Source organism: Wolbachia endosymbiont of Armadillidium arcangelii (assembly GCF_040207875.1).
Lineage (GTDB): Bacteria > Pseudomonadota > Alphaproteobacteria > Rickettsiales > Anaplasmataceae > Wolbachia.
On record NZ_CP157942.1, the window covers coordinates 1027523 to 1042146 of the forward strand.

Here is a 14624-nt window from a genome sequence, read left to right on the forward strand (position 1 = left end):
AGGTTAAAGTGTATGAAATAAAAAGAAAAAGACTTGCTTTCTCATGCTAAAAAGGACATGACTTGAATAGCAGCAGGTAAATATAAGAAATTTATCTGGCGCTAGAAAAGCTAATTTTGTGAGGTAAGTATGAAGTTTAGCAAAGAAAAGAGAGAATCTTTTAGTAAGTTTTGTAAAGAAGTATCAAGTAAGGATATTAATAAAAGAAATGAAGAAGGAGAGACGATATTACACCAAGCAGTAGAAATCTCCAATTACAAAACAGTGAGGTTCTTAATAAAGAAAGGAGCAGAGGTAAATGCAAGAGATAAAAATGGTTATACACCTCTGCACTGTGCAGTATTCGCAAAAAGTTTAGAAAATGTAAAAGTACTGCTAAGGTCGGGAGCAGAAGTAAATGCCACTCAATATGTCACTGGATGTACGCCACTCCACTCTGCGTGCAAGATGGGAGGAGCAGGAGTTGAAATAATAAAGGAGCTAGTAAAAGCAGGAGCTGAGGTTAATCAACTGAATAAATATGGTGCAACACCAATGTACTATATCTGGGAAAGTGAAAAGTATTCTCTGTGTGATAGCAAAGAAAGTGAAAAGGCAAGCAAATTTTTGAGAGAAAAAGGTGGAATAACAAAAAGTAGAGAACTGACCTGCTATGGAATAGAGGGGCTAGTGGGAGAAATAGCAGACATGTTGAATGGAAGCTACATGCCGGAGCTAAAAATAATAGAGATAGGAGAAATAAGGAAAAGAGACAAATCACTAATAAAGGAGGAATGTCAAAATTTAGCAAGCAAGATAATGAGCCAAGTAAATGAGATGATAGATGAGGTGGTGAAAAGGAAGGCTTAGGTTTAAAGAAAGGTAGGGGTAGATTATGATAAAGCTTGGTAAGAAAGAGAAATCTCTATTAGAGAACTCATTTAAAAATATTTATGCAAGAGACGAAAAAGGAAGAACAGCTCTACATTATGCAGTAGAGGTAAAAACAGTGGAGTTATTAGTCGAAAAAGGAGCGAATGTGAATGCTAAAGATGTAGAAGGATATACAGCACTGCACCTAGCGGTAACGGAAAAACGTCTAGAAATCGTGAGGGAATTGATAAAATCAGGAGCAGACGTAAATGCTGAGGAATATGGAAATAAATGCATACCTCTACACCTTGCGTGCATGGTAGGTGAAAAAGAAATAGTGGAGGAGCTAGTGAAAGCTGGAGGAGAAATAGAGCAAGCAGATAAATTTGGAATGACAGCAATGGATTATAGTAAAGAAGTAACCGAGGTATTAAAGAAAGAAACAGACAGAATTGAAAAGTTATTTATGAAGGGCTAAAAATATGGAGAAAGAAACAGAAAAGAAAGTAATGAATTTAGAGAGAAAACCTTTGGATGAACTGAGAAAAATATGGAAGAAGGTATTTGGGGAAGAAGCGCCTAGATACTCAAAGAAATATCTGATACCGAGATTAGCTTATAGAATGCAGGAAAAAGCGTATGGAGAAATGTCAAGAAAGGGGACAAAAAGACTAGAGTATCTGGCAGATCGGCTAGAGAAGGGAAAAAGAATAAGTAGCGATAAACTGCCAGTAGAGGGAACAGAGCTAATATTAGAGAGAGGGGAAGAGACTCACGCAGTAATGGTAACAGATAAGGGTTTAATCTACAGAGAAGAATTTTTCACATCATTATCAGCAGTAGCCGGAAAAATAATGGGAATGAGTTACAATGGGCCGCTCCTATTTGGTTTGCGTGATCAAAAGGGAAGGGAAAATGTGTAAAGGGATAAGATGTGGAATATATACGAGAAAGTCAAATGAAGACGGTCTAGAGCAGAAGTTTAACAGTTTAGATGCGCAACGAGTAGCATGTGAGAAGTACATAAAGAGCAAAGAAGGCTGGGTAGCATTGGCCAAAAGGTACGACGATGGAGGTTTCTCGGGAAAAAACTTAGAAAGACCAGCAATAAAGGAATTGTTTGAAGATGTAAAAAAAGGAGAGGTAGATTGTGTAGTAGTGTACACACTAGACAGACTATCAAGAGAAACAAAAGACAGCATCGAAGTAACATCATTTTTTAGAAGACATAGAGTAAATTTTGTAGCAGTAACGCAGATATTTGACAATAATACGCCAATGGGAAAATTTGTACAAACGGTATTGTCAGGAGCAGCACAACTAGAAAGAGAAATGATCGTAGAAAGGGTAAAAAATAAAATAGCAACATCGAAGGAAGAGGGTCTATGGATGGGGGGAATTTTGCCGCTTGGATATGATGTAAAAGATAAAGAATTAATAATAAATGAGAAAGAAGCAAAAACAGTAAAGCATATATTTGAAAGATATTTGGAGCTGAAGTCAATGGCAGAGTTGGCAAGAGAGTTAAACAGAGAAGGATACCGAACAAAATCAGATATCTTTAAAAAAGCGACGGTAAGGAGAATAATAACAAATCCAATATATATGGGAAAAATCAAGCATTATGAGAAGCAATATGAGGGAAAACATGAAGCAATAATAGAAGAAGAAAAATGGCAAAAAGCGCAAGAATTAATAAAGAATCAGCCATATAGAAAAGCAAAATATGAGGAAGCGCTACTAAAGGGGATAATAAAGTGCAAGAGCTGTGATGTAAATATGACGTTGACCTATGCGAAAAAGGAAAATAAAAGGTACCGATATTATGTGTGCAATAACCATTTAAGGGGGAAGGATTGTGGATCAGTGAACAGAACAATAATTGCTGGAGAAGTGGAAAAAGAAGTGATGAAGAAAGCTGAACAGCTATATGAAAAATGGGAAGAAGAGTGGAGAAATCTAAGTTTTGGAAAGCAGAAAGAAGTAGTGAAAAAGTTAATAAAGGGAGTAATGGTAAGAGAAGATGGAATAGAGGTGCATTTTGAATCAGAGGAAAAATTTATACCAACAAAGAAGAAGGGAAATAAATGCACAGTAGTAGAGCCAGAAGGTAAAACAAATAATGTACTACTGAAAGCAGTGGTAAGAGCTCATTTGTGGAAACGTCAGCTAGAGGAAGGAGAATATGCAAATATAAAAGAGCTGAGTAAGAAAATAAACATAGGTACAAGACGTATACAGCAAATCTTGAGGTTGAACTATTTAGCACCAAAAATTAAAGAGGACATAGTAAATGGGAGGCAACCAAGAGATTTGAGGCTAGCTGACTTGAGGCAAATACCAATGTTATGGAGTGAGCAATTAAAGAAGTTTAGCATCTTATAGATGTCATTCGTTTGAAGGGTGGAGAGCAAGGTAGTTACAAATTGAAATAGCCATTTTGACCTATTTGCAAGCCATGCACGTCAAGTAAATTTAAAAAGAAACAAAAGAAGATAACTTTTTTAGAATAATCTTTAAGCCATTAACTTACACTATCTTTCTTCATACAGATACTACTTTCTCTCAATTTGACTTGTATGGAACAGTTAAGTACGAGAAATATGTTATTTACAAAAATTAACTATCAGTTTGATCGGGTAAGTTAATATCGATACTGCTAATAAACCACCAACCCATAAAATGATAAACCAGAGCAATTGCTTGATTTGAGAGTGACGTTTTAACCATGAGGCTACTAACTCTTTAATATGTGTGTTCATAATTTGATTTTCCACGAAAAACATAATATGAGTAACCAGTATAGGTTAAAATCAGAGGTAAAAGTGGTATTATAACAACCAACATTAAAGATAAACTTGGTCCAGAAGCAGCAGCATCAAGAATAGTGTATTGAAAGGGTACAATCCATGGATATATGCTAATTCCTAAACCTAAATATCCCATAAAAAAAATAGCAATACTAAGAAAAAATGGACGGTACTCACGTTTAACATTTTGAAGATCAAACCACAGCACGAAAAATAGCCAAAATGTTAATAGTGGAATGGAAAATAAATAATAAAAATTTGGCACACTAAACCAAAAGCCTTTAATACCTTCATTTAAAAATGGTGTCACTACACTCACCAGCACCATGAAGATACCCACAAAACCAAGAGTATAGGAAGCAACCTTGCGTACCCACACTTGTGTTATACTTTCTGTCTTCATTATGAGCCATGTAGAACCTAAAAGTGCATATCCAAATATTACAGCAATTCCTGTCATTACACTAAAAGCACTTGCCCAGTCAAATTGGCCACCAGAAAAGTTGCGTCCGTTTACTTTGACACCATATATAAATGCACCTAAAATCATGCCCTGGCAAAATGCAGCACCAAGTGACCCATAATGAAAGGCATAATCCCATAATTGCCTGTATTTTTCTTCTGTCTTAAAACGAAACTCAAAGGATACCCCGCGTATGATAAGGCCAAGTAACATAATAATAATTGGAATATAAAAAGCAGGCATTAATATTGAATATGCAAGAGGAAAAGCAGCAAATAATCCTCCACCACCTAATACCAACCATGTTTCGTTTCCATCCCAAAATGGTGCGATCGAGTTTATCATATGATCACGACATTTATCTGATGGTGCAAAGGGAAGTAAAATACCAACGCCTAAATCAAATCCATCCATTACAACATAAAGTAAAACAGCTGTGGCAATTAGCAACCCCCAGATTAGTGGTAAATTAATTGATGAAGAAAAATCAAACATGGTTACTACTTTTTCCAAATTTACCAGCCTCAATAACTGAAGCTTCAATACCGTGTTTATAAAACTGCTCTTTCTCTTTAATGATAGGAATTCCTTTATATATAAGTTTCAAAATATAATAACTACCTGCTCCAAATATAAGGGTATACATAACAATAAATGTAATCAAAGACCATGCGACTTGAGGACCAATGATCGCAGGTGAAAATGATTCGATTGTGCGCATAACTTCATATACAGTGTAAGGTTGACGACCAATTTCAGTAGTATACCAACCTGCAAGTAGTGCTATGAACCCAGAAGGCATCATTGATATCCACCATCCATGCAAGAGGCAACTTTGGAATAATTTGCCACGAAAGTATTGTATAACACTAATTAACCCAATCATAATCATTAAAATTCCAATTCCAACCATTATACGGAAGGACCAAAATACCCATATTACAGGTGGTCTATCTTCCTTTTTCCATTCTTTTAACCCTTTTACTTCTCCTAAAAAATCATGTGTTAAAATCAAGCTGGCAAGATTAGGAATTTTTACCTCGTAGTGATTAATTTCGTTTTCCTGGTCTGGATAAGCAAACAAAAGTAGGCCAGCACCTTTTTCGGTTTTCCATAAGCCTTCCATTGCAGCAATTTTAGCAGGTTGATGCTTTAATGTATTCAACCCGTGTACATCCCCCACAAACAGCTGAAATGGTGCAGCCAAAGTTACCATAATAGCTGCCATACTAAGCATGATTCTTGCTTGAGGAGCATGTCGTTTTTTCCAAAGATAGAATGCCCCTACACCACCCACTACAAACGCTGTTGTAAGATAGGCTGCTGTTACCATATGAATAAAACGATAAGGGAAAGAAGGATTAAAAATCACCTCTAACCAATTGACTGGATATAGAAGTCCATTTTCACTAACTGAGAATCCAGCGGGTGTTTGCATCCAACTATTAGCTGCAATGATCCAGAAAGCTGAAATAAGTGTTCCCACTGCAACAATACAGGTGGAAATAAAATGCATACGCGGACTTACTCTATTCCACCCAAACAACATAATGCTTAAAAAAGATGCTTCTAGAAAAAAAGCTGTTAGAACTTCAAAACAAAATAGAGGGCCAAGAACATTAGCTATACAATCAGAGAACACTGACCAATTTGTACCAAGTTGATAAGATAAGACAACACCAGATACCACCCCCATGCCAAAAACAACAGCAAAAATCTTGATCCAGAATTTATAAATATCACAGAAATGTGTATTACCAGTCCTAAGCCAACGCCATTCCAAAAAGGCTAGAAAACTTGCAAGCCCAATTGTGAGAGCAGGAAATATAATATGAAAGCTTATTGTAAAGGCAAATTGAATTCGAGCTAGTAGTAGAGGGTCAAGTTCAAACATTTTTACCCAACGCTTATAACATTGTAGACAATAGTCGAATTTGCCTGTAAGTCAACTCATTTTTTACAAAATATTTTAACAAGTGTACCTGTTAGTAACAAAGCAAATTCGATTGTTTACTCAAAAACATAAAAATAGTACCTACCTTCGTGAGAACACGTTGCATAAAAATAGGATTGTGAAAATAAAAGTTTGAAACTTTTGCAACAAAATTAGGCAAATTGGTTCGCATCTAAATGTGGAAAAAGTAGGCTAATATAGCTGGTCTTGCAATATAGTAAAATTACTATACAGAAAAGTTCGCACGTATCGTTTGGTAGACCAACTCATCCCAAAACGAACGATTCTCACCGCCCTTGGTTTTGAACGCTGGAAATGGGTGTTTATTAAATTCTTAATAAGATACAGTACTAAATTAATATTAGTTTATTTTAGAATAAGGTAGACTTATAAAAAACAGAATTTAAAAAAGACCTTATATTAAGCCTATTAAGAGCCTTTTTTGAAAATTACTTCAGATTAAAAAATTTTTTCAAATTAGGGGTTGACAAAATTTAGAGATAGGATATCTTGCCTAAAGTGGTATTAAATTACTATGGTGTATGCTAGGTGTACTAGTTTCCATGTTTTTCCATTCATAGAGGGGTGATTATGCTGCGTTCAGATATTCCAAAAGTTTTGTTTTCGTCTATTAAAGAGGATGATCCCTATAGAGCATCTAAGCTTTTTCAAATTGAACGCTGGTGCTATGCAAATTGGCGTCTACACCAAAAAAGTGGCCAGAAAGGACGTAATTTTCTTGCGCAAGTGCTGTCTAATGAAGATTGTTGGAAAAAAGTAGACAATTTACACGGAGTTAAGCTTGATAGGCAAGTGGTAGGTAAAAAGTTGATTGGACAAGATTTAAACAATCCCTTTAGCACTGACAAGAGATATGAAATTGCCTGTCGGTATTGTCTAGAAGAAGATATTACTGCTCTATTTGAAGAGAGAAAAGATAAACTATCAGCTCAAGGTAAGAGCAGTCTGTTGGATTATGGTCACTTAGTTAAGACTCTAGGAGGCAATCTTTTAATAGTTTTTTGGTCACATTTTGTTAGCGGTCACATTTCTAAACTAAATTTAAATGGTCGTCATCCGTATGAGTATGGGCTTGAATGTGCTATGAGTTTTAAGCAGGAACAGGCAGTAGAGTTCTTTTGGAATAAAATAAAATCATTACCTGAAAGTGAGATGAGCGAACAGAAAAAGGATGAAATCTTCATGAAGACAGCGGTATATGCAGCAGGGAACCGTTGTAATAGTTATCCTGAAATATTCGAATTTTGTTTTAGTCAAATAACTCCTGATAAATACCCAGAACTTCTAAAAAGAGACTTAGCTGAGAATGGTTATTATGGTAGCTTAAACACGCTACAGGGTGCACTTCGCTTTGATCAATTTCAAAAATTGTTTGACTTCTTAAGTCCAAATTCTGTCTCAGAAGATGATTATAATATCTGGTTAGATATGGAGATCAAGAAACATTCAGAACCTTATGTGAATGAAATTGTAAAACTTTTTATGCATATGTGGATGAAGGAAGGGTTTGAAAGTCATCGTGCTTTAGTGATAAGAGAAGAACTAGAGGATAAATTCCCTCTTTTTCGCACAGTTTTGTTAACACCTTTAGTGGAAAAGGATTATATGGAGCCAGTATGGGCCATATTAGATATAGCTAATTGTGATCAAATCAAGGGATTTATGGATTCTAGACAAGCGGAGTATATACGATCTGTATTAGAGAAAAGAGATGTTGATTCATTAAATAAATTTCTAGCGTATGGAAAGTCTGTAACTGAAGAACTTGATAGAGGTGATTTAAGTACCCACTGCCATTAAGTTAAGGGAAAGAGAAGTTAAGATTGGACAAAAAATTTGAAGTGATTGATAATTATGGTAAATACTAGGGTGAATTTTTAAGAAAAGAGAGTCTGAAAAGTGCAAGTTATTTAAAAAAGTAATAATTGCAGGTTATTTTGCAAAGAATGTACTAATGCAATGATACTGAAAAGATATCTTGAATTTAAAACACATGTTTTCTAGCTCTTTTCTGGTAGTTGAGTGAACGAATATCAGATATCTTATGACGATCAACTCTTCTCCCTTTTCTTACCACTAAAGTGTTCATCAAAAATAACTGTGATAGTCGATCCATAATGCAGTCTATGTCTGACTCTGTAGAAAAAATATCAAAGGCTAAGTTTTTAATCGCATTAAATGAGACAGATTTATTGATGCTTTTTTTTAGTTTACTATTCTGTGCGCTCAATGTCTCTTCATCATCTTCTATCATGATACTTTCTAGATTACTGATGAAGATAGTTGACCAAAAATCCTACTTGATAGTTTCAATACTTTTTCCTGTGAAATTCTCTAAATTTAATCTTCCCTTCAGCCTAGAAAAAAATGTTTCTACTCCCCAGCGCAAGTAATATAATCTCTCAAACTCTTCGACTGTAAAACTTTGCTCATCTAACAGAGATGTTACTAACACTTCAACTTCTCCAGAAGAAAGTATTATTTTGACTAACCTGAATTTCATCTCATCAGGTAATCCTAGCTTTCGTAGCTGTCTTGCTACTTTAATAGGTGCGGTAGACACTACCACCATACTAGATGGGCTTTCCGGCTTAAACATAGCGTTTATTTCATTGAAAGACGAACTTGGACAGCGAATTATATAATTGATTTTCCTTCCTGTAAGCTCAGCAAGAAATCGATAAGATACGTATCCTCTATCACAGATTAACAAATCGTCTGATTTTATGGATTCAAGCATACCGATCGCTAAATCAACCTCATAGCTGTCACCTCTACTTAGCACAGATTTTATTGCAATATTATTTAGCACATCGTAGCAAACTTCAAAGGTTGCACTTGTATAGTCTTCAAATCTCTGGATTCCATTCCATACTGCTCTTGAGCCAAACTCGCCTATTATTTTGTCGCTCTTTGGCAGAATCAGTATTGAAGCATCAAATGCAAGTACTCTGAAGCCATGGTGGGTTTTAAATTCCTGATCTTGGTAGTATAGGGAAACTATATCATCATTTAACTCTGAAAACGCAGTATGCTTTAGCTTCTTTCTTGCTTGAGTAAATGCACTTGCCGTAATTGTGTAATCTTTTCTTGTATGCAGAACAAACTCATTAAGCATTACTTGTAATGACTTTACACTCTTTCTAAAAATCAGGAGAAATACATTAATGAAGGGCAGCTTTCTTTTTCGTGAGAAGTCTTTTGAGGATGCTCTGTGTGCGTTTATAAAGTTTAAACTCATCAATTTATTTTTTATAAACATGATTATTCTTTTTTTTACTCATGTCATTACTTCTTTTAATTTGTGGATCTTACCTGATTTTACAATACAGTCCATCACTTTCCCTTAACTTAATGGCAGTGATACCAGTATAGCCCTTCTCATAACAGTCCAAAAAGGTCGTAAGAAGAAAGAATCAACAGCATGACGAAAAGATGTGAATAGAGTTCCTGATTCTGTTTTTTATAGCAAACCAATGATGCTCAATTTTGTTAAAATCTGGAGAATACGGAGACAGATATAAAATTTCTGCACCAACCCCTTTAGCAAGTTCGGTAATCTTATTAGACTTATGAAAAGTAGCATTATCTGTAATAGTCCTTATAAGCTGTTATTTTGCTATAAATAGCTGTAATGGCATCATCTATTTTATTGCTATCACAGCCTATTTGAGCAAGTTCGGCATTTCCACCGCAATCCCTTTCGGTTACAGTAGATACTAGCTCTTTTGCATTGATCTTATCAGTCAAGTCTTTACTTACTTTGACAATCAAAACTGTTTTATCCTTTTCTGTTACCGTGAAGGCTATTACAGTTTTTGGTTTTTGTTGCTGCAAAACAAATTCCCTTATTATACTTACTGGAACGTCATTGAAAGTGTGGCTTACGAAATTTATTCCATTTATTTCGGTACTTTTTATATTCTCTACACTGACAAGCTTTTTATAAAGATTTTTTATTTTGATTTCAAATTCTTTGCGCTCTTGGCTTAAAATACTGAGTCGACTTATTATTTCATTTACTGGTGCTTTTACAGATTCTGCAACTTTTTTTAAGCTAATTTCATTATTGCGTACATAATTAATTGCTTCTTGATCGGTTAAAGCTTCAATTCTTCTTACTCCAGATGCAACGGAACATTCTGCTGCTATCTTAAACAAACCAATTTCTCCAGTACGCTCCACGTGTGTACCGCCACATAATTCTTTTGAATCTCCAATTTTTATAACCCTAACCTTATCACCATATTTTTCACCAAATAAAGCCATGGCTCCTTCGTCTATTGCCTGATCCATACCTTGAATTTTTGTAGATGTAGAAAGGTTTTCTCTGATTAGAGAATTTACTGTATCTTCTACTGAAAACAGCTGATCCTGAGTGACTGGCATGCTATGACTGAAGTCAAATCTTAGTCTATTTGGTGCGACTAGAGAACTTTTTTGAGTGACATGATCGCCCAAAATTTGCCTCAATGCAAAGTGCAAAAGGTGTGTAACAGAATGGTTTCTTTTTAAGTTTTGCCTTCTTTCTTTGTCAATGCTTGCTGTAACTGTGTCACCTTTACGAACTGAACCAGATCTCACGATACATCTGTGTAAATATAGGTCGTTAATCTTGTTGGTATTTTCAACTGTGATAATACTTTTGTCAGATTTGATTATACTTCCAGTATCTCCCACTTGTCCACCTGACTCACCATAAAAAGGTGTTTTATCAAGTATAACGGTTATCTTCTCTCCCTCTTTCACAGAATCAATCATTTCATTTTTAGGGGAAATTATTGCTAGTACTTTTGCGTCCTTTACTTCATCACGCTCATAACCAACAAATTCCGTTTTGCCAAACTGATCAATTAAATTAAACCATACTTGTTCAACAGATTTTTCACCAGATCCAGACCAATTAGCACGTGCTCTTTCTTTTTGCTCTTTCATTGCATTGTCAAAACCTTTTTGGTCAAAATTTATTTTCCTTTCTTTCAAAATATCAAGAGTGATATCCAAAGGAAATCCATAAGTGTCATATAGTTTAAATGCTGATTCTCCAGGCAGAGTGTCACCTGATTTTAAATCTGCAGTAAATTTGTCCAAGAGATTAATGCCTTTCATTAAAGTGTCTTTAAAGTTTTCTTCCTCTGATTTTAACGTCGTTTCTATTAAGCTTTTAGCTCTGATTAGCTCTGGATAAACATCTCCCATATAAGCCAAATTTGTGCCATCTATGAGTGCAGGAAAAACAAGGTGCAATAGAGAATCATTATATCCAAGTAGGTGAATATAACGTGCTGCTCTCCTGATCAGTCTGCGTAGTACATAATTTCTGCCTTCGTGTCCAGGGAGCACTCCTTCTGCGATGAGAAATGCAGCTGCACGAAGGTGATCTGTGATAATCTTATGAGCTACTTTATTTTCCTTATTTCCACAGTACTCTTGCGATTTACTTACCAGAGCGGAAAATAGGTCGATATCATAGTTATCATGGACCTTCTGCATAACAGCTGCTATTCTTTCAAGACCCATTCCGGTATCGATGCATTTTTTTGGTAATTTTTGTAAATTACCTTTCTCATCTTTATTAAATTCCATGAACACCAGATTCCAGATTTCAATAATTCCGTCGTCCTCATGCAAATCAGGACTTCCATAATCGTAAAAGATTTCAGAACACGGACCGCATGGGCCAGCATTGCCCATGCTCCAAAAATTGTCATCTGTTGCAATTCTGATGATTTTATCATCTGAAAAGCCACTTATCTTATGCCAAATCTCATATGCTTCATCATCAGTGTGGTAGACAGTTATGGACAGTCTGTTTTTATCAAGAGGCAATTCTTCAGTGATAAATTTCCACGCGAGTTCTATTGCCGTTTCTTTGAAGTAATCACCAAAGCTAAAATTTCCAAGCATTTCAAAAAATGTGTGGTGCCTGGTTGTATAGCCAACGTTTTCCAGATCATTGTGTTTACCGCCTGCTCTGAGACATTTTTGACTCGAGACAGCACGTTTCATTTCAGTTTTTTGCGCACCGGTAAAGATGTTTTTGAACTGCACCATACCAGCATTTGTAAACATGAGTGTTGGATCATGCTCTGGAATCAAAGGAGAAGAAGGAACTTGCTCATGATTATTATTTACAAAAAATTTTATAAATCTTTCTCTAATTTCGTTTAGCTTCATCGTTTTTACTAAGGTTATCTACGCATAATAAGCTGTAATGAGAGTAAAATCAATTTATCAATCTAAATATTGATATATATTATTTAGAATAATATATATAATTTTTATGTAAAAATCTTAATAAAAATTATAGACAAAAATAATTTATCCATCATATATGTAGTAATATTTATTAATTAATTTAAGGAGCATAAAATGCCAAAAGAATTCCAAAACACTAAGAATAGCATGCGAAAGAGAGAAACAACAAATAAGCAGGAGATGGATAGTCCAACAATTAGAATTGCATCTGATTTGGAAAGTATAGAACAAAACAGAAGGATAGAATTTTCAATTAAAGGAAAGGATTTAACAATAGACTACCTCTCTATATCTTCTAGAGTAGCTCAGATAGGCTTTGTTACAGGAGAAGTAAAATCAATAGAAACTCCTCAAGCAATTTGTGAATCGATAATAAATGGAATTATTTTAGGTCTTAAGAGTAGAAAAATACAAAATAATAAAGAATATGATTATAGAGAATTTAAGGAAAGATATCTAAAAAAGCTTTGGGATAAGGAAGTAACACAAGAGCTAAAAGAAATAATTGATGAAAATATGCAAATTAACCAATTGAGAAGATCTACTACTGAAGGGGTTGATTATCAGATGAAAGAAGATAGTGAATATGTAACTATAGAACCAGCTTCTTTAAAAAAACAAGAGCCAGAATTATTCGACTTTGCATCAAGCAAAGCAACTACTAAAGAGATTAACAACGTAGTAGGAGAAGTAGTAAGATCAAATGCTAGCAATGGAATTGCGACTGAAAATATAAGGAGTGTTTCCCGTTTTGATAGCAATTCAAAAGAAGTATTAGAACATCCTATATTTAATAGTACGGATGTGGAAGGGCCTAAATTACCGGAAATAAATGGAGGACAATATATAAGAATATCAGTAGCAGGGATTGCTGGTGGTATATTGGGTGGAGTGCTAGCAGTAGCTTTTGCAGGATTAGGATACTTTATATGGCACAGAAAAAATAGGGAAGGCAGCTACGATGTTGAAAAAAGCACAGAGGAGCAATGGTGAGACGGCAAGCCTTTCTGAGCAAGCTCAACTTGAGCATTCCAGAGCTACACCAGAAGCAGAAGAAAGAGAATCTTTGCTCAGCAATGCTACATCAGTAGCGCATCTATCTTCTCAAATTAGCATCGAGTAAAATCCCAGATTGTGATGGCACAACAGTGCCATCACAAGGATGCACCTTAAGCTCTACCAGCATTTGTAATGCTTTGGAATCAAAGGGGAAAAAGAAACCTGCTCGTGGTCACTACTTACAAAAAATTTTATAAATCTTTCTCTCTATTGGGAGGAGGTGATTTAAAACTCAATTATGTATGCTTGATGATTCATCTTATCGTATACTTGTTGCTGAAGGAGAAATAGTGCATGCAGAAAATCCCAAAGTATAGCTCTTTTCATAATAGTCCGAAAAGCTTATAGAAAAGCGGAATCAACAGCATGACGAAAAGATGTGAATAGAGGGATGTTTTTCCTAGCTCTGTTTTTTATAGCAAACCAATGATGCTCAATTTTGTTAAAATCGGGAGAATAAGGCGGTAGATATAAAATTTCTGCGCCAACTCCTTTAGCAAATTCAGTAATCTTATTAGACTTATGAAAAGTAGCATTATCAAAGTTTGTCCAGATCGGTGTCAAAAACTGCTCAAACCATTTATTAACATATTACAGTGGCCTTCAAATGTTAACGGAACAACTATTTTTCTGCCGTTTAAGGCTGCAATCATACTGATTCGTTGAATTTTTTTACCAGATTTTAGGGCATAAAACCTCTGTCCCTTCTGGCAATATCCATAAGGGTAGTCCTCGGTGTTATCAATGCCAGACTCATCTATATAAACTAAGTTTTGAGGTTCTTTTGTTGCTATAATTTTCAAAAATTCAGCGCGTTTTTCTTCGTCCCTTTCTTTGTATCCATATGTCTTTTTTTGCGTGTGAGTCCAATTTTTTTAAGAGCTCGATGAATCGTTGGGATACTAACATTGCTCCAAAGCTTAGCCATTTCCGATAGAGTTTTTCCACCATATTTTTTAGCAAATTCAGTAAATTTATTCCAGTCAGTAATTTTGTGATTATAACCTCCATTTCCAAGTTTTTTTGACTGAAAATCTCCTGTTTCTTTTTTTCTTTGCTGCCACTCCCATAACGTAGTTCTTCCAATTTTAAATCTTGCTGCCACTGCTTCTCTGCTTTATCCTTCTTCTAGTGATTCCATTGCTTTTTTTCTTAAATCATAACTATATGCTGCTGGCATACTTACCTTCACTACTATAAAATCTTA

At 35.1% G+C, this 14624-nt stretch carries 10 protein-coding genes and 3 pseudogenes; 7 read left to right on the forward strand and 6 right to left on the reverse strand.

The window, feature by feature from the left end; all coding sequences use genetic code 11:
• The first annotated feature begins 129 nt into the window (after positions 1 to 129).
• Genes ABLO99_RS05170 through ABLO99_RS05185 form a run of 4 tightly spaced genes read left to right on the forward strand, consistent with a single transcriptional unit; the run spans position 130 to position 3237 of the window.
• A complete protein-coding gene (locus ABLO99_RS05170) occupies positions 130 to 849 on the forward strand; it encodes an ankyrin repeat domain-containing protein (protein ID WP_349967046.1) in 720 nt (239 codons plus the stop codon).
• A gap of 25 nt (positions 850 to 874) precedes the next feature.
• Complete coding sequence (locus ABLO99_RS05175; protein ID WP_349967048.1) at positions 875 to 1330, forward strand: ankyrin repeat domain-containing protein; 456 nt, start codon at positions 875 to 877, stop codon at positions 1328 to 1330.
• 4 nt (positions 1331 to 1334) lie between these two features.
• On the forward strand, positions 1335 to 1775 hold the full coding sequence (locus ABLO99_RS05180; protein ID WP_349967049.1) for a DUF2924 domain-containing protein: 441 nt from the start codon (positions 1335 to 1337) through the stop codon (positions 1773 to 1775).
• Entirely contained in the window at positions 1768 to 3237 is a 1470-nt protein-coding gene (locus tag ABLO99_RS05185) for a recombinase family protein (protein ID WP_349967052.1), read from the forward strand. The genes ABLO99_RS05180 and ABLO99_RS05185 overlap by 8 nt, the downstream gene beginning before the upstream one ends.
• A gap of 360 nt (positions 3238 to 3597) precedes the next feature.
• Here the strand turns inward: ABLO99_RS05185 and cydB are convergent, their stop codons facing one another.
• Entirely contained in the window at positions 3598 to 4620 is a 1023-nt protein-coding gene (cydB, locus tag ABLO99_RS05190) for a cytochrome d ubiquinol oxidase subunit II (RefSeq protein WP_349968485.1), read from the reverse strand.
• A complete protein-coding gene (locus tag ABLO99_RS05195) occupies positions 4613 to 6019 on the reverse strand; it encodes a cytochrome ubiquinol oxidase subunit I (RefSeq protein WP_349967054.1) in 1407 nt (468 codons plus the stop codon). Before ABLO99_RS05195 ends, cydB begins: the two co-directional genes overlap by 8 nt.
• Positions 6020 to 6670: 651 nt before the next feature.
• On the opposite strand from ABLO99_RS05195, the gene ABLO99_RS05200 reads away from it, so the two are divergent.
• Positions 6671 to 7900 carry a hypothetical protein gene (locus ABLO99_RS05200; protein WP_349967057.1) on the forward strand — a complete coding sequence of 410 codons (1230 nt, stop codon included), beginning with the start codon at positions 6671 to 6673 and terminating at the stop codon, positions 7898 to 7900.
• Between the two features lie 184 nt (positions 7901 to 8084).
• Here the strand turns inward: ABLO99_RS05200 and ABLO99_RS05205 are convergent.
• The 3 genes and pseudogenes from ABLO99_RS05205 to alaS form a co-directional block, all read right to left on the reverse strand.
• Positions 8085 to 9362 (reverse strand): annotated as a pseudogene (locus ABLO99_RS05205) (IS4-like element ISWpi18 family transposase).
• An 84-nt stretch (positions 9363 to 9446) separates the two neighbouring features.
• Positions 9447 to 9696 (reverse strand): annotated as a pseudogene (locus ABLO99_RS05210) (transposase); the annotation flags it as partial.
• Positions 9686 to 12277: an alanine--tRNA ligase gene (alaS, locus tag ABLO99_RS05215; protein ID WP_349967059.1), complete on the reverse strand. Its 2592-nt coding sequence runs from the start codon at positions 12275 to 12277 to the stop codon at positions 9686 to 9688. The gene alaS and the pseudogene ABLO99_RS05210, both read right to left, overlap by 11 nt.
• A gap of 195 nt (positions 12278 to 12472) precedes the next feature.
• Here alaS and ABLO99_RS05220 point away from each other — a divergent pair, with 195 nt between their 5' ends.
• Positions 12473 to 13351, forward strand: a complete 879-nt coding sequence (locus tag ABLO99_RS05220; protein ID WP_349967061.1) for a hypothetical protein — start codon at positions 12473 to 12475, stop codon at positions 13349 to 13351.
• A complete protein-coding gene (locus tag ABLO99_RS05225) occupies positions 13320 to 13481 on the forward strand; it encodes a hypothetical protein (RefSeq protein WP_349967063.1) in 162 nt (53 codons plus the stop codon). The genes ABLO99_RS05220 and ABLO99_RS05225 overlap by 32 nt, the downstream gene beginning before the upstream one ends.
• Positions 13482 to 13759: 278 nt before the next feature.
• On the opposite strand, the pseudogene ABLO99_RS05230 reads toward ABLO99_RS05225, so the two are convergent.
• Positions 13760 to 14597: pseudogene (locus ABLO99_RS05230) on the reverse strand (IS630 family transposase).
• Positions 14598 to 14624 lie beyond the last annotated feature (27 nt).

Coding starts and splice junctions, on each gene's coding strand:
- ABLO99_RS05170 (WP_349967046.1), top strand. CDS start 130: ATGAAGTTTAGCAAAGAAAAGAGAGAATCTTTTAGTAAGTTTTGTAAA.
- ABLO99_RS05175 (WP_349967048.1), top strand. CDS start 875: ATGATAAAGCTTGGTAAGAAAGAGAAATCTCTATTAGAGAACTCATTT.
- ABLO99_RS05180 (WP_349967049.1), top strand. CDS start 1,335: ATGGAGAAAGAAACAGAAAAGAAAGTAATGAATTTAGAGAGAAAACCT.
- ABLO99_RS05185 (WP_349967052.1), top strand. CDS start 1,768: ATGTGTAAAGGGATAAGATGTGGAATATATACGAGAAAGTCAAATGAA.
- cydB (WP_349968485.1), bottom strand. CDS start 4,620: ATGTTTGATTTTTCTTCATCAATTAATTTACCACTAATCTGGGGGTTG.
- ABLO99_RS05195 (WP_349967054.1), bottom strand. CDS start 6,019: ATGTTTGAACTTGACCCTCTACTACTAGCTCGAATTCAATTTGCCTTT.
- ABLO99_RS05200 (WP_349967057.1), top strand. CDS start 6,671: ATGCTGCGTTCAGATATTCCAAAAGTTTTGTTTTCGTCTATTAAAGAG.
- alaS (WP_349967059.1), bottom strand. CDS start 12,277: ATGAAGCTAAACGAAATTAGAGAAAGATTTATAAAATTTTTTGTAAAT.
- ABLO99_RS05220 (WP_349967061.1), top strand. CDS start 12,473: ATGCCAAAAGAATTCCAAAACACTAAGAATAGCATGCGAAAGAGAGAA.
- ABLO99_RS05225 (WP_349967063.1), top strand. CDS start 13,320: ATGTTGAAAAAAGCACAGAGGAGCAATGGTGAGACGGCAAGCCTTTCT.